The sequence below is a fragment of the Buttiauxella ferragutiae genome, from assembly GCF_022637515.1.
In the GTDB taxonomy this organism is placed as follows: Bacteria; Pseudomonadota; Gammaproteobacteria; order Enterobacterales; family Enterobacteriaceae; genus Buttiauxella; species Buttiauxella ferragutiae.
This window is the reverse complement of sequence record NZ_CP093332.1, coordinates 3,874,404-3,889,258: the sequence shown is the minus strand read 5'-3', so window position 1 is coordinate 3,889,258 and position 14,855 is coordinate 3,874,404. Positions and strand designations below refer to the sequence as shown.

Sequence of the window (14,855 nt, the reverse complement as noted above, 5' to 3'; positions counted from 1 at the left end):
TTAACCCCAGAGCTTTTCCAGTTCGTACAGTTGACGGCTTTCTTCTTGCATCACATGGACGATAACTTCGCCAAGATCAACAACTACCCAGTCAGTCGCGTTAATGCCTTTCACACCCAGCGCATCAAAACCGGCTTTGCGGGATGATTCTACGACGTGTTCAGCGATAGACATAACGTGACGGTTAGAGGTGCCGGTACAGATAATCATGCAGTCAGTGATGCTTGATTTACCCTGAACATCCAAAGCAACGATGTCCTGGCCTTTGAGGTCGTCAATTTTATCGACGATGAAATCTTGAAATTCTTTACCCTGCAAGTGTTCCCCCTGGGAAAAGTAGAGTGTGTTCGATGTCGCCCGCATTTAACCCATTGGCTGGGACTGTCTTACTGGCAAATCAGCAATGCGGCGCTCAAAGCGGGGTATCATCCCACCGAGTGACCTGGTTTGCATCGCCATTTTTGTAAAACTATTTTGGAAAGTCATGCTTGCGGGCAGGAAATTATGGCAGCGGAGCATAACAGCCTGGACTGTAGTGTCAATGGTTGACGATAACTGTAACGCAGACAACTTACGATGCCGGGCTGTAAATCGCGCGATTATTAAGGGTTCTCAGCGTGGTGAAGCCATCGCGAAGTTCAACGCAGCTCCATGCACCTTGTTCAATAACGAAATGCCACATCGAGGCGGGAGGCATATTGAGGAGGGTGGAAATCAGTAAACTCAACACACCTTGATGGCTAACAATCAGAATATTCTTTTCTTTAGGCTGTGAGGAGAGCGTCGCTGCAAACTCACTGACGCGCTGAGAAAAAAGCTGGAAACCTTCGCCATTCTTCGGCACCACGTTCTGCCAGTCATTACACCAGGCCGCATAGTTTTCCGAATCCATGCGTTGCAAATCACGGTGATGCTGCATTTCCCAGTCACCAAAATTCATCTCATTAAGACGCGGCTCAGTCACCACCGGAATGTTGCGTTGCTGAACAATGAGCTGCATCGTGTGTTGGGCACGCCCCAGTTCACTGCAAAGCACTTTCTCAAACGCGACTTGATTGAGTAAATCCCCAATGGCTTGCGCCTGCTTTACGCCGTGTTCGGTGAGGGGCGTTTCAGAAATACCGCTGTACAACCCGTCTACATTGGCCTGGGATTGCCCATGGCGAACTAACCATAATTTCATCTGTTCCTCACCTAAACGTTGGCTGTGGCTACACTGGCATCAGTGTATCATTGTGCCTCATGTGACGAAGTCAGTTTTATTGGGGGAATTATGGCGTTCAGTAGCCAGCATGGTGGCAATATTATTGAAGCGGCAGCGGTGATGGGCGTGGATGCAGAGTCGCTGATCGATTTTAGTGCCAATATTAATCCGCTCGGTATGCCGGATTCATTAAAGCGCGCAATCGTTGCAAACCTGGCGTTGGCAGAACGCTACCCTGATGTTGAATACCGTGCGTTACACCAGGCGCTGGCAAAACATCATCAAGTCCCGCAGGAGTGGGTGTTGGCGGGGAATGGCGAAACAGAACTGATCTTTAATCTGGTTCAGCAACTTGCCCCACAAAAGGCTTTATTACTGACGCCTGGCTTTGCTGAATATCGTCGTGCATTAACCCGTATTGGCTGCGAAATAACGGATTTCCACTTGTCCGAAGCACAAGGCTGGCAACCTGATGAATCATTATTGCAAGCTTTAACCCCTGAGCTGGATTGCCTGTTTTTGTGTACTCCAAATAACCCGACAGGGCTTTTGCTCGAGAGATCTTTGTTATTAGCGGTTGCGCAGCGTTGCCGCGAAAACAATATTGCTTTCATCGTCGATGAAGCTTTTCTCGATTTTATCCCCACTGAGCCGGGCTTGATCCCTGAGCTTTCGAGTTTCCCCAATATTTATGTTTTGCGCTCCCTGACCAAATTTTTTGCTATTGCCGGACTGCGCCTGGGTTATTTGGTCAGCGCAGATACAGCCACCGTTGGGGGCATTCGCGAACACCGGGAACCCTGGACGATAAACGCGTTTGCTGCGCTGGCGGGCGAGATTATTCTTAACGATAGCGCTTATATCGAGGCGAGTTATCGTTGGCTGAACACCGAACAACCCCGACTTTTTAATACTCTGAACGCATTGCCAGGAATAACGGTTTGGCCGCCGCGCGCGAACTATATTTTCCTGCGCTGTGACATTGCGGATCTGGAGTTACAAAAGGCGTTGTTGAAAGAGAACATCTTGATTCGCCATTGTGCAAACTACCCGGGGCTTGATGCGCGTTATTATCGCGTAGCGATCAAAAGCCCGGCGGATAACGACAGATTACTGGATGCGTTGCGGCGCGTGTTTAGCAATAAAGCTGGTGCTGGCGAATAAATTCAGCCACGGCAGGGGGGAGCAGATCATCGCAAGCCAAGTGTTGCTCTAAACGCTGGCGAATGGCGGTGGCGGAGATGTCGTACAGTGGCGTTGGTGCGAGGTAAATTCTCCCCGCAGGCAGGCTGTGAAGTTCATCAACCGAAGTGGTTTGATGCTTATCAAGCCACTGCTGTTCTTCTGGCGTATCCATCGACAGAGCATACCCGGGGCGCTGGCAAACCAGCAGATGGCATAACGTCAGCAATGTTTCCCAACGGTGCCAGCGTTGTAGGTTCAGCAACGAATCCTGGCCCACGATAAATGCCAGAGGTTGCTTCGCGCCAATCTCTGCACGCAACTGTTCCAGTGTTTCAACCGTGTACGACGGGGTTTCACGTTGCAGTTCGCGGTCATCCAGACGAAATAGTGGTTTTCCCGCAATGGCGAGCTCGACCATAGCTTTACGTTGTTGGCTGTTCGCCAGCGGTTGGGGGCGATGGGGAGGCACGTTGTTGGGCATGATAGTGACTTGTTGCAGTGCCACCTGTTTTGCCAACGCTTCGACCGGTTTTAAATGCCCGTAATGGATAGGGTCGAATGTCCCGCCATACAGGGCAGTTAAACGCGAAACGCTGTTAGCCATGAGTGAAAATTTCCACCAGAGCTTTATGACATAACAGCAGAGAAAGCCCTTCCAGCTCAGCCCACACCGATTGTCCATAATCTTGCTTTAGCGTCAGTTCTACCTGGCAAAGCAGACGCACCGCCTGATAAAGCTGGTCCGCCGATAAGCGATTAAGCGCTTCAGTGACCAGTGCGCGACGGTTTTGCCACACGCGTTGCTGGTCAAATAAAGTGCGTAGCGGAGTGCTTACCGACTGGCGTTTAAGGTTAACCAGTTGCAGTAATTCGCGTTGCAGCGTACGCAGTAAAATCACCGGCTCGCTGGCCTCCAGCCTTAACTGCTGAAGGATATGCAGCGCGCGTTTACTTTTGCCTGCCAAAATCGCATCAACCCAATGGAAAGGGGTGAAGTGTGCGGCATCATTCACCGCTTGCTCGACCCGTGGCAGCGTAAGCTTTCCATCTGGCCATATCAGCGACAAACGCTCCAGTGCCTGCGAAAGCGCCAACAGGTTGCCTTCGTAGCAATAACACAGCAATTGATTGGCCGCGTCATCAAGCTGGAGGTTCATCTGTTTCGCACGTTGAGAAACCCAGCGTGGAAGTTGAGCCTGTTCAGGCGTCTGGCAGGTCACAGTCACGCTGCGGTCGGCCAGTTTCGCCAGCCACGAAGCATTTTCCTGAGCCTTGGTTAACTTGTTGCCACGCACCAGCAGCAGAATATCGTCATGCAGCAAGGACACCAGCGTTTCGAACTGCGCGTTAATCGCCGCGTTCGGCCCATTTTCTGGTAACAACAACAGCAGAGTCTGGCGGCTGGCGAACAGGCTTAGCGCCTGGCAAATTGAGAACAGATCTTGCCAGTCAGTGCTGGCATCAATCTGCACGGTATGATGTTCTTCAAAGCCCTGGGTACTCGCCGTCTGGCGAATCGCATCCTGGCTTTCCTGAAGTAACAGCGGATCGTTTCCGAGTAACAGATACGCCGCGCGCAGCCCTTCATTGAGCTGCGCGCGGAGTTGTTCAGGGTACAACCGAATCATTTGCTACCAGGAGCGGCCGAAAGCGTGGTCGACGTACGGCTTGTTGATGCCGCTGGTGTCGTGCTCGTCACCGGTTTCTCGGCAGCTTTAGTCTCAGCAACGTCCTCGACTTGTACCGTCATCAGCTTACGAATCAGCTGTTGTGCCGCAGTGGTGTACATTTCTTTGACAAGCAATTCTTGCTCGGCATCTTTTGCCAAAGCACTCAGTGGGTTATCAAAGAATGATTTATACACTCTGGCGCTAATCGGATAAATGTCGTGACCAGGAATCAGCACTTGTGCCGAAACCGTCATCACCATTTGATATTCCGCGGTACGCCCATCCTGGAAGATCGAGGCGGTATCCTGGCCGATTGAACTGCCCAACAAGCGCAGCGATGGAATATCCTTGCGAACACCCGTTCCGGTGTCTTCCACAAGCGTGACGCCGTTAAGACGCAACTGAGAACGAACTTCACGTGCCAACGGGCCGTTGGGATCACCAGAGTTCAGGATCATCGTTTTCATCTGATCCGGAACCTGCGTGCTGCCACGCAGGTGAAAACCACACCCGGCGGTGACAAGCACCGCCAACATAACTAACAAGCTGACAAAGGGATGTCGCACGGTTCCTCCTGCGCTTAGCCCACAACCAGATTGAGCAGTTTGCCCGGCACGTAAATCACTTTACGCACGGTCACACCCTCAAGATATTTCGCAACCAGATGTTCCTGACCTGCGCGTTCTTGCACTTGTTCTTGCGTCGCATCAGCTGGAACAGTGATTTTGCCGCGAACTTTACCGTTCACCTGCACCACGACCAACAGCGAATCCTCAACCATCGCTGACTCATCAGCCTGTGGCCATGGCGCGTTGTCGATATCACCTTCACCGCCCAATGACTGCCACATATCGAAGCAAACGTGCGGGGTGAACGGATACAGCATACGAACCACTGCCAACAGCGCTTCGTTCAGCAGAGCGCGGTCTTGCTCGCTATCCTGCGGTGCTTTTGCCAGTTTGTTCATCAATTCCATGATGGCAGCAATCGCGGTGTTAAAGGTCTGACGACGGCCAATATCATCGGTCACTTTCGCGATGGTTTTGTGAACATCACGGCGTAATGCTTTTTGATCTTCGTTCAGCGCGGCAATATCAAGTGCAGGTGCCGCACCACGGCTGGTGTGCTCGTAGGCCAGTCTCCAGACACGTTTCAGGAAGCGGTTTGCCCCTTCAACGCCAGACTCTTGCCATTCCAGCGTCATATCAGCCGGGGACGCAAACATCATAAACAAACGAACGGTATCTGCGCCGTAGCGTTGAACCATCACTTGCGGGTCGATGCCGTTGTTTTTCGACTTCGACATTTTGCTCATGCCAGCATAGACCAGTTCATTGCCCTGTGCGTCGCAGGCTTTGATAATACGGCCTTTCTCGTCACGCTCGACAATCGCATCCGCTGGGGAAACCCAGTTACGCTCACCGTTAACGCCGGTGTAATAGAACGCGTCTGCCAGAACCATGCCCTGACACAGCAACTGTTTGGCTGGCTCGTTAGAGGTCACCATGCCTGCGTCGCGCATCAGTTTGTGGAAGAAGCGGAAGTACAGCAGGTGCATGATGGCGTGTTCGATGCCACCAATATAGATATCTACCGGCAGCCAGTAGTTGGCGGCTTTGGAGTCCAGCATCCCTTTGTCGTACTGCGGGCTGGTGTAACGCGCGTAGTACCAGGACGATTCCATAAAGGTATCGAAGGTGTCGGTTTCACGCAGCGCTGGTTTGCCATCAACAGTGGTTTTAGCCCACTCAGGATCGGCTTTAATTGGACTGGTGATACCGTCCATGACGACATCTTCTGGCAGAATAACCGGCAGTTGATCTTCTGGCGTTGGCATGACCGTGCCGTCTTCCAGAGTCACCATTGGAATTGGCGCACCCCAGTAACGCTGACGGGAAACACCCCAGTCGCGCAGACGATAATTAATTTTACGTTCGCCCACGCCTTTCGCTGCCAGTTTGTCGGCAATGGCGTTGAACGCATTCTGGAAGTCCAGGCCGTCGAACTCGCCTGAATTGAACAGTGCGCCTTTTTCGGTCATCGCGGCGGCTGATAAATCAGGTTCGCTACCATCGGCATTGAGAATCACAGGTTTGATTTGCAAACCGTATTTCGTCGCAAATTCCCAGTCGCGCTGGTCGTGGCCAGGAACCGCCATCACCGCACCGGTGCCGTATTCCATCAGGACAAAGTTTGCTACCCAAACTGGAACAGCTTCGCCAGTCAGTGGGTGAATGGCGTTCACGCCAGTGGCAACGCCTTTCTTTTCCATGGTTGCCATTTCAGCTTCGGCAACTTTGGTGTTACGGCATTCATCGACGAATGCAGCCAGTTCAGGGTTGTTCACTGCCGCTTGTTGAGCGATAGGGTGGCCAGCAGCAACTGCCAGGTAAGTCACACCCATAAAGGTGTCCGGGCGGGTGGTGTAAACCGTCAGTTTCTCAGCGCTGTTTTCAACGTCGAAAGTAATCTCAACGCCTTCAGAACGGCCAATCCAGTTACGCTGCATGGTTTTGACCTGATCAGGCCAATGGTCCAGCGTATCCAGATCGTTTAACAACTCATCTGCGTAAGCGGTGATTTTGATAAACCACTGTGGGATTTCTTTGCGCTCAACTTTGGAGTCACAGCGCCAGCAGCAACCGTCGATAACCTGTTCGTTTGCCAGCACAGTCTGGTCATTCGGGCACCAGTTAACCGCGGAGGTTTTTTTGTAAACCAGGCCTTTGTTATACAGCTGAGTGAAGAACTGCTGTTCCCAACGGTAATATTCCGGGGTACAGGTCGCCAGCTCGCGGCTCCAGTCATAGCCAAAGCCCAGCGTTTTGAGCTGGTTCTTCATGTAATTGATGTTGTCGTAAGTCCACGGTGCAGGCGCGGTGTTATTCTTTACCGCCGCCCCTTCAGCAGGCAAACCGAACGCATCCCAGCCGATTGGCTGCAGCACGTTTTTGCCCAGCATGCGCTGGTAGCGCGCGATAACGTCACCGATGGTGTAGTTACGAACGTGGCCCATGTGTAGTCGGCCAGAAGGATAGGGTAGCATCGAGAGGCAGTAATACTTCTCTTTGCCTTCGTCTTCGGTTACTTCAAAAGTACGCTTCTCTTGCCAGTGAAGCTGTACGTTGGATTCTATCTCTTCCGGGCGATATTGCTCTTGCATGGCAGCCAGTGGTCCTGTGATGAAAGACAGCTACAGGTTGTAGCTTTAACTATTAATTTCAGATCGGCATAGCATAGCCGATAAGAGTGCCGCAAAACAGCCTTTAGAAAGCTGGAGTCTGCATTTCTCATTTGCACTTTTTTACCTTGCTTGTGGGCAAACTAACAAAGTGATAGCCGATTAACGTCTACTATTAGAGCAGGTTAGCCGACACTGAATGCAGGAATCTCTTCAAGGAGGTAAGCAGACGATGAACAAGGTTGCTCAATTTTACCGTGAACTGGTGGCCTCGCTCACCGAACGGTTACGTAATGGCGAGCGCGATATAGACGAACTGGTCGCCAGCGCGCGTAAACGCATGAACGAAACTGGGGAGCTAACGCGTACCGAAGTTGATGAAGTGACGCGTGCAGTGCGGCGTGATCTGGAAGAGTTTGCCCGCAGCTACAATGAAAGCCAGGACGAATTTACCGACAGCGTTTTCATGCGCGTCATTAAAGAAAGTCTCTGGCAGGAACTGGCTGACATCACTGACAAAACGCAGCTCGAGTGGCGCGAAGTCTTTCAGGATCTCAACCATCACGGTGTCTATCACAGCGGTGAAGTGGTTGGGCTTGGCAATTTGGTTTGCGAGAACTGTCACTTCCACCTTGCCGTTTACACCCCGGACGTGCTGCCCGTCTGCCCGAAATGCGGACACAACCAGTTTGGCCGCAGACCTTTCGAACCTTAAATTGTCACCAGCCACATGGTTTCATGGGGCTAAGCTTCGGGCGATAAACTACTGTGCGGCGTTCCCTGATAATAGGCCAGCGCCACCATCAACGATTGCACCAGACACAGCGTGGCAGACTGGGAGCGGAAAGCATCAACTTGCGCTTCTTTAACCACAAAACACAAATCGCTGAACGTGGCCAGCGGGCTAATCTGGCTGTCCGTAATCACGATTTGCCGTGCGCCAGTGCTTGCCGCTTTTTCACTGACCATCAACGTTTCCTGGGCATACGGCGAGAAGCTAATTAGCACCACCACATCCTGCGCTTTCACTCGATTCACTTGCTCACGCAGCATCCCGCCGAGACCGTCGAGCAGAATCGGGCGGCACTCCAGGTGGCTCAGCGCATAACTTAGATACGCTGCCACGCTAAACGAACGGCGCAGGCCGACGATATAAATTGTTTCTGCTTCTGCCAGCAAAGTCACCGCTCGCTGTAACATTTCCGGCTCAGTGCGTGCGGCCAGTTGCTGCAAAGCTTGTGCATTGGAACGGGCAAACTCCTGCAAAATATCGAGTGGCGTTTCAGGCACCGCCTCGCTTTCCATTTCGCGGAACAACCGTGCGCGGTCGGTATAGCTGGCGGTTTCCTCCACCAGATTCATGCGAAACAGCTGTTTCATTTCGTTGAAGCCGCTGAAATCAAAAGCATTGGCAAAGCGGATCAGCGTTGAGGGCGGCACTTCTGCGCGTTCGGCAATGGCGGCTACGGTATCAAACGCCACGCTGTTGGTGTTATCCAGCACGTAACGGGAAACTTGCTGCAACCGTTTACTCAGGCTGTCGTAGCGGTCGCGAATCTGCTGCTGTAACTCGCTCAGGTTGGTCGCGGTGGTCAAATTACCTTCCTCAAAGAAATGGTTGCTGAAACATATTTAACCCCAGCAACGGTGAAAATGAAACAAATATACCAAAACAGATCCGATATGAAATCATAGTAGTCTCTATCCCGTTCCCCCGCCGCTGCGCTTAACACAAAAACTGATTTCTGATCACAATAATCAACATTTGTTTTATTTAACCATTAAATGGAATGTTTATTTCATATACAGTGTTCAGGAATCGACCATAAATGTGAGAGGGTACAGATGGAGACGGTAGCGAATTTCATTCACGGTGAATGCGTCATGGGCAACAGCTCACGCGTTCAGGCGATCTTCAACCCGGCCACTGGCGCACAAATCCGCCAGGTGGCAATGAGCACCGCGCAACAGACCGAACAGGCGATCGCTGCCGCCCAACAGGCATTTGCCGGTTGGGCGCGACAGGCTCCGCTGAAACGTGCGCGTGTCATGTTCCGTTTTAAAAGCCTGCTTGAACAGCATATGGACAGCCTGGCGAAGCTTATCAGCGAAGAACACGGCAAAGTTTATTCCGATGCAGTGGGCGAATTGACCCGTGGCCTTGAGGTGGTGGAGTTCGCCTGTGGTATTCCACATCTGCAAAAAGGTGAGCACTCGGCAAACGTCGGCACCGGTGTCGATAGCCACTCGCTGATGCAACCGCTCGGCGTCTGTGCGGGCATCACCCCTTTCAACTTCCCGGCGATGGTGCCGATGTGGATGTTCCCTATTGCCCTGGCGACCGGCAATACCTTCGTGCTCAAACCTTCTGAAAAAGACCCGTCGTTAGCGTTACGCCTGGCGCAATTGCTCAAAGAGGCTGGTCTGCCGGACGGCGTCTTCAATGTGGTGCAAGGTGATAAAGAAGCGGTAGATGTCCTGCTGACCGACCCGCGCGTGCAGGCGGTGAGTTTTGTTGGTTCGACGCCGATTGCTGAATATATCTACCAGACGGCTTCCGCTCACGGCAAGCGTTGCCAGGCATTGGGTGGGGCGAAAAACCACTGCATCCTGATGCCTGATGCGGACATGGAAATGGCAACAAACGCGATTATGGGCGCGGCTTACGGTGCGGCGGGTGAACGCTGTATGGCACTCTCCGTGGTCGTCGCGGTGGGCGACCAAACCGCAGACGATCTCTGCGTAAGGCTTGAGCAACAAATCGCTAAGCTGCGGGTTGGGCCAGGGCTGACATCAGGGCCAGAAAACGAAATGGGTCCGCTGATTTCAGCGCCGCACCGCGCCAAAGTGCTTGGCTACATTGATAGTGGCGAATCACAAGGGGCGACGTTACGTGTCGATGGGCGCGGTCTGAAGCTTGCAGGCAACGAAGGTGGATATTTCGTTGGGCCGACGTTGTTCGATAATGTCACCCCAGAAATGACTATCTATAAAGAAGAAATCTTTGGCCCAGTGCTGTGTGTGGTGCGTGCCGCGGATTACCGCAGCGCCATCGACCTGATTAATCATCATGAGTACGGCAACGGCACGGCGATTTTCACCGGCGATGGCGGCACGGCGCGCCGCTTCTGTGAAGAGGTGCAGGTGGGTATGGTCGGCGTTAACGTGCCGATTCCGGTACCGATGGCATTCCACAGCTTTGGTGGATGGAAGCGTTCGATTTTCGGGCCGCTGAATGTTCACGGCAGTGATGGCGTTCGTTTCTACACCCGCATGAAAACCATCACGGCTCGCTGGCCTGAAACCAGCCATCAGCAAGGCGCTGCGTTTTCTATGCCGACGCTGGGCTAACAGGGGGAAGCATGACGACACAACGCATGACCATGGCGCAGGCCCTGGTCAGGTTTTTGAACCAGCAATACGTCAACATTGATGGTGAAGAAACGCCGTTTGTTGCTGGGGTGATGACCATCTTCGGGCACGGCAACGTGCTGGGGATAGGTCAGGCACTGGAAGAAAACCCTGGCCATCTGAAAGTCCATCAGGGTTGTAACGAACAAGGCATGGCGCATATTGCCACCGGCTTTGCGAAACAACATTGTCGCAGGCGAATCTATGCGGTGACTTCATCGGTCGGGCCAGGGGCTGCGAATATGGTGACCGCAGCGGCCACCGCAACCGCCAACCGTATTCCGTTGCTGTTGCTGCCGGGGGATATTTACGCCAGCCGCCAGCCCGATCCGGTATTGCAACAAATAGAACAGTTCCATGACCTGAGCCTGAGTACCAATGACTGCTTCCGTCCGGTGTCTCGCTACTGGGATCGGATCAATCGCCCTGAGCAATTGATGAGTGCGATGTTAAGCGCGATGCGAGTGCTCACTCATCCGGCGGAAACCGGTGCGGTCACCATCTGCCTGCCGCAAGATGTGCAGGGCGAAGTCTGGGATTATCCGGAAAGTTTCTTCGCGCGACGGGTTCATCTTATTGAGCGTCGTCCACCGGATGAAACTCGCCTGCAAGCCGCGCTCGAACTGATTACCCGCAAACGCCGCCCGTTGGTTATCTGCGGTGGCGGTGTGCGCTATTCGGGGGCTCACGCGGTATTTAACCAGTTTATCGACAGCGTTCAGTTGCCGTTTGTCGAAACGCAGGCAGGCAAAGGAGCGATTGTCAGTGAACACCCACTTAACCTCGGTGGGGTGGGCGTCACCGGTGGTCTGGCGGCTAACCAACTGGCAGCGCAGGCAGATTTAGTGATTGGCGTCGGTACACGTTTGACCGATTTCACCACCGGCTCAAAATCGCTGTTTTGCCATCCTGACGTCGAATTCTTGCTGCTAAATGTGGCCGAGTTTGATGCTCTGAAACTGGATGCCACGCCGCTGGTGGCGGATGCACAAGTCGGGCTGGAGCGTTTAACCGTCGGGCTACGCACGCTGGATTATCAGTCGGCATGGCGCGATGAGCCTGTTAAAGCCAAAGCCGCGTGGCATGAAGAGTGCCAGCGGTTATGGACACGGCGCTGGCAGCCGCATGACAAGCCGGAAGTCTCCGGGCATCTGGATGCGCAGCTTGCCGAATACAGCGAGGTTCTCGGAACATGTCTGACACAAACGCGCGTACTCGGTCTGGTTAACCAGCACATCGAGGAAAACGCGATAGTCGTTGGTGCAGCAGGTTCATTGCCTGGCGATTTACAGCGTCTGTGGCAGGTTAAAACAGCGGATAGCTACCACCTGGAATACGGCTACTCCTGCATGGGTTACGAGATTGCCGCGGCAGTCGGGGCGAAGCTTGCGAAACCGAAGCAGCCGGTGTACGCCATGGTTGGGGACGGCTCGTATTTGATGCTGCATTCGGAACTGCAAACCGCGGTACAGGAAGGCATCAAAATCACCATCTTGCTGTTTGATAACGCAGGATTCGGCTGTATCAACAACCTGCAAATGGGTCATGGAATGGGCAGTTTCGGCACAGAGAACCGCAGGCGTAACCCCGAAACCGGGCAACTTGACGGGCCGCTGGTTAAAGTCGATTTTGCGAAGAATGCCGAAAGTTACGGCTGCCGCGCCTGGCGAGTCAACGACGAACAAAGTTTGCTGGCCGCGCTGGAAGCTTCAGCTTTGCATCCAGGTCCGACACTACTGGACATCAAAGTGCTGCCAAAAACCATGACTCATGATTACGAAGCCTGGTGGCGTACAGGCGATGCGCAAACGGCATCTTCTGGCTCAGTGACGGATGCTGCCGCCAAAACGTTAGCGATGCTTAAACGCGCCCGTCAGTATTAATCTCAATCCTCACCCCTGAACATTCCGCTGGTATTGTAAGCGGAATGTTCATTTCATTTTTTGCCACGTTTTGCCACGTTTTGCTCCTTTTCTGCTCCACTCCCTGCAATCAAGCTGAAACCCTCTCCCTTAAGTGATGCAATATTGTGCGACGTTGTGACTTTGATAACAAATCAGACCCATAAAATAGACAAAATGTTAACCCTGACTCAAAAATAGAATTTTCACTATTCATTAAAATGAAATAAATGTTTTATTTAAAGGGTCGTTAAATCAACTGTACGCATTGCCGGGGTCACCCCGGTACTTGACTCTAAAGCTATGCCAATATCGGGAGCCGCTATGTTTAACATTGCCTTACTGGGCGCAGGTCGCATCGGCCAGATCCACGCCGCCAATATTGCAGCCCACAAAGAGACCACCCTTTGGTCAGTTGTTGATCCGAACCAGGAAAACGCCAGCCGCATTGCCACGCTGTATCAGGCTCGCCAGCAGAGCGTAAGCGAAGCGATGGCCGACCCAAACGTCCACGCGGTGCTGATTGCCTCCGCCACCGACACGCACGCCGATTTAATTGAACTTGCCGCTTTCCACGGCAAAGCCATCTTCTGTGAAAAACCTGTCCACCTCGATTTGGCCCGCGTGCGTGACTGCCTGAAAGTGGTCAAAGAACGCGATGTGCCGCTATTCATCGGTTTTAACCGCCGCTTTGATCCTCAGTTTCGTCGCGTCAAAACCCAGGCCCAGCAAGGGCTGATTGGCAAACCTGAATCGCTGATGATTATTTCCCGCGACCCGTCGCCACCGCCTGCGGAATACGTGCGCGTTTCCGGTGGTATGTTCCGCGATATGACCATCCACGATTTCGACATGGCGCGTTTCATCATGGGTGAAGAGCCAGTGGCGATTTATGCCCAGGGCAGCAATCTGGTTGACCCGGCGATTGGCGAAGCGGGTGACATTGACACCGCTTTCATCGTGCTGAAGTACGCATCCGGCGCGCTTGCCACCATCGTCAATAGCCGCCGTTCGGCTTATGGCTACGATCAGCGCCTGGAATTGCACGGTTCAAACGGCTTGTTATGCGCGGGCAACATTCTGGAAAACCAGGTGCAGCATTTCGGTGCCAACGGCTGCAACAGCGCACTGCCTGAGCACTTCTTCCTGCAACGATACAAAGAGGCTTATGCCGCAGAGTGGCTGCATTTTGTCGCCATTTTACGTGGTGAAGCGAAGCCAGAGTGCAGCGGTGACGACGGTGAACGCGCGCTGTATCTGGCCGACAAGGCACTGGAATCCCTGCGTTGCCAGCGTGAAATAGCGTTGTAACTCCCGAACCCTACACACAAAGAGAGATAACAATGAAAAAAATTATTCTTGCTGCCCTCATCGCACTCGCTACCGCTCCGGCTTTCGCCGAAAACGAGCAAATTGTCTTTAGTACGCCAAACCTGGCGATGCCGTTTGAAGTGCATATGCAGCGCACTGCGGTAAAAGCCGCTAAAGAAATGGGCGTGCAGTTACAGGTGCTGGACAGCCAGGGCAGCTCACCTAAACAAGTGGCCGATCTTGAAAACGCCATTACGCGCGGCGCTCAGGGGTTTATCGTTTCACCCAACGACGTTAACGCGGTCTCCAGCGCAGTCAGTGAAATTCAGGATGCCAAACTTCCTGTCGTCACGCTCGACCGTACGGTCACCACCGAGAAAAAAGTGCCGCACTTTGGTGCCAATAACTATAAAGGCGGCCAGGCGGTGGCTGACTACGTGAAGTCGAAATTCCCCAATGGCGCGGAGATTATTCTGCTGACTGGCCAGCCAGGTTCTTCTTCCAACATTGAACGTACCAAAGGCATTCGCGACAGCCTGAAAGCCGGTGGCGATAAATACAAAATCGTCGCCGATCAGACCGGTAACTGGATGCGTTCCGAAGGGATGCGCATTGTAGAAAGCGTGCTGCCGTCACTGCCGAAAAAACCACAAGTCATTCTTTCTGCTAACGACGATATGGCGCTGGGTGCCATCGAAGCCCTTCAGGAACAAGGCGTGAAACCGGGCGAAATCATGGTCACCGGTTTTGATGCGGTACCAGAAGCGCTGGCGCGTGTGCGCGACGGTTGGCTGCAAGTCACCGCCGATCAGCGTCCGGGCTACGCGGTGACTACCGCAATGAGCCAACTGGTTGCCAACATCCGCGAGAAAAAAGAGATCACCGGTGCCGATTACGCACCAACCATGATCACCAAAGAGAATCTGGATAAAGCTGAACGTATCGGCGAAGCCGGCAAATAGTATCCGTCATCTTTCAAGCTGCAGCTGTGT

At 53.1% G+C, this 14,855-nt stretch carries 13 protein-coding genes; 6 read left to right on the top strand and 7 right to left on the bottom strand.

The window, feature by feature from the left end; genetic code table 11:
* Entirely contained in the window at positions 1 to 318 is a 318-nt protein-coding gene (gene rsfS / locus MNO13_RS17950; protein WP_034493995.1) for a ribosome silencing factor, read from the bottom strand.
* A 253-nt stretch (positions 319 to 571) separates the two neighbouring features.
* Positions 572 to 1,183, bottom strand: coding sequence for an adenosylcobalamin/alpha-ribazole phosphatase (locus MNO13_RS17945; RefSeq protein ID WP_064548716.1), 612 nt, complete (start codon positions 1,181 to 1,183; stop codon positions 572 to 574).
* A gap of 87 nt (positions 1,184 to 1,270) precedes the next feature.
* Between MNO13_RS17945 and cobD the strand changes: the two genes are divergently transcribed.
* Positions 1,271 to 2,368, top strand: coding sequence for a threonine-phosphate decarboxylase CobD (gene cobD / locus MNO13_RS17940; RefSeq protein WP_422387225.1), 1,098 nt, complete (start codon positions 1,271 to 1,273; stop codon positions 2,366 to 2,368).
* Here cobD and nadD read toward each other — a convergent pair.
* From nadD to leuS, 4 genes are read right to left on the bottom strand one after another with little or no spacing between them, the layout of a single operon-like run.
* Positions 2,340 to 2,993: a nicotinate-nucleotide adenylyltransferase gene (gene nadD / locus MNO13_RS17935; RefSeq protein ID WP_241939086.1), complete on the bottom strand. Its 654-nt coding sequence runs from the start codon at positions 2,991 to 2,993 to the stop codon at positions 2,340 to 2,342. The two genes, cobD and nadD, sit on opposite strands and share 29 nt — an antisense overlap.
* Positions 2,986 to 4,017, bottom strand: a complete 1,032-nt coding sequence (gene holA / locus MNO13_RS17930) for a DNA polymerase III subunit delta (protein WP_064548710.1) — start codon at positions 4,015 to 4,017, stop codon at positions 2,986 to 2,988. The genes nadD and holA overlap by 8 nt, the downstream gene beginning before the upstream one ends.
* On the bottom strand, positions 4,014 to 4,595 hold the full coding sequence (gene lptE, locus MNO13_RS17925) for an LPS assembly lipoprotein LptE (RefSeq protein ID WP_422387224.1): 582 nt from the start codon (positions 4,593 to 4,595) through the stop codon (positions 4,014 to 4,016). The genes holA and lptE overlap by 4 nt, the downstream gene beginning before the upstream one ends.
* A gap of 44 nt (positions 4,596 to 4,639) precedes the next feature.
* Entirely contained in the window at positions 4,640 to 7,222 is a 2,583-nt protein-coding gene (leuS, locus tag MNO13_RS17920) for a leucine--tRNA ligase (RefSeq protein WP_133522408.1), read from the bottom strand.
* Between the two features lie 250 nt (positions 7,223 to 7,472).
* Between leuS and MNO13_RS17915 the strand changes: the two genes are divergently transcribed.
* On the top strand, positions 7,473 to 7,955 hold the full coding sequence (locus MNO13_RS17915; protein ID WP_064548705.1) for a zinc ribbon-containing protein: 483 nt from the start codon (positions 7,473 to 7,475) through the stop codon (positions 7,953 to 7,955).
* 29 nt (positions 7,956 to 7,984) lie between these two features.
* Here the strand turns inward: MNO13_RS17915 and MNO13_RS17910 are convergent, their stop codons facing one another.
* Complete coding sequence (locus MNO13_RS17910; protein ID WP_241939084.1) at positions 7,985 to 8,836, bottom strand: MurR/RpiR family transcriptional regulator; 852 nt, start codon at positions 8,834 to 8,836, stop codon at positions 7,985 to 7,987.
* Positions 8,837 to 9,085: 249 nt separating this feature from the next.
* Here MNO13_RS17910 and MNO13_RS17905 point away from each other — a divergent pair, with 249 nt between their 5' ends.
* The 4 genes from MNO13_RS17905 to MNO13_RS17890 all read left to right on the top strand — a co-directional run bounded on the left by MNO13_RS17905 (position 9,086) and on the right by MNO13_RS17890 (position 14,825).
* Positions 9,086 to 10,591 carry a CoA-acylating methylmalonate-semialdehyde dehydrogenase gene (locus MNO13_RS17905; protein ID WP_133522409.1) on the top strand — a complete coding sequence of 502 codons (1,506 nt, stop codon included), beginning with the start codon at positions 9,086 to 9,088 and terminating at the stop codon, positions 10,589 to 10,591.
* An 11-nt stretch (positions 10,592 to 10,602) separates the two neighbouring features.
* Entirely contained in the window at positions 10,603 to 12,534 is a 1,932-nt protein-coding gene (gene iolD, locus MNO13_RS17900) for a 3D-(3,5/4)-trihydroxycyclohexane-1,2-dione acylhydrolase (decyclizing) (RefSeq protein ID WP_237931995.1), read from the top strand.
* Positions 12,535 to 12,876: 342 nt separating this feature from the next.
* Positions 12,877 to 13,863 (top strand): inositol 2-dehydrogenase, encoded by a 987-nt coding sequence (gene iolG / locus MNO13_RS17895; RefSeq protein WP_064548697.1) that lies wholly within the window; start codon positions 12,877 to 12,879, stop codon positions 13,861 to 13,863.
* 32 nt (positions 13,864 to 13,895) lie between these two features.
* Entirely contained in the window at positions 13,896 to 14,825 is a 930-nt protein-coding gene (locus tag MNO13_RS17890) for a substrate-binding domain-containing protein (RefSeq protein ID WP_064548695.1), read from the top strand.
* Positions 14,826 to 14,855: the final 30 nt, after the last annotated feature.

Coding starts and splice junctions, on each gene's coding strand:
- MNO13_RS17890 (WP_064548695.1), top strand. CDS start 13,896: ATGAAAAAAATTATTCTTGCTGCCCTCATCGCACTCGCTACCGCTCCG.
- iolG (WP_064548697.1), top strand. CDS start 12,877: ATGTTTAACATTGCCTTACTGGGCGCAGGTCGCATCGGCCAGATCCAC.
- holA (WP_064548710.1), bottom strand. CDS start 4,017: ATGATTCGGTTGTACCCTGAACAACTCCGCGCGCAGCTCAATGAAGGG.
- MNO13_RS17905 (WP_133522409.1), top strand. CDS start 9,086: ATGGAGACGGTAGCGAATTTCATTCACGGTGAATGCGTCATGGGCAAC.
- lptE (WP_422387224.1), bottom strand. CDS start 4,595: ATGTTGGCGGTGCTTGTCACCGCCGGGTGTGGTTTTCACCTGCGTGGC.
- MNO13_RS17945 (WP_064548716.1), bottom strand. CDS start 1,183: ATGAAATTATGGTTAGTTCGCCATGGGCAATCCCAGGCCAATGTAGAC.
- leuS (WP_133522408.1), bottom strand. CDS start 7,222: ATGCAAGAGCAATATCGCCCGGAAGAGATAGAATCCAACGTACAGCTT.
- MNO13_RS17915 (WP_064548705.1), top strand. CDS start 7,473: ATGAACAAGGTTGCTCAATTTTACCGTGAACTGGTGGCCTCGCTCACC.
- iolD (WP_237931995.1), top strand. CDS start 10,603: ATGACGACACAACGCATGACCATGGCGCAGGCCCTGGTCAGGTTTTTG.
- nadD (WP_241939086.1), bottom strand. CDS start 2,993: ATGGCTAACAGCGTTTCGCGTTTAACTGCCCTGTATGGCGGGACATTC.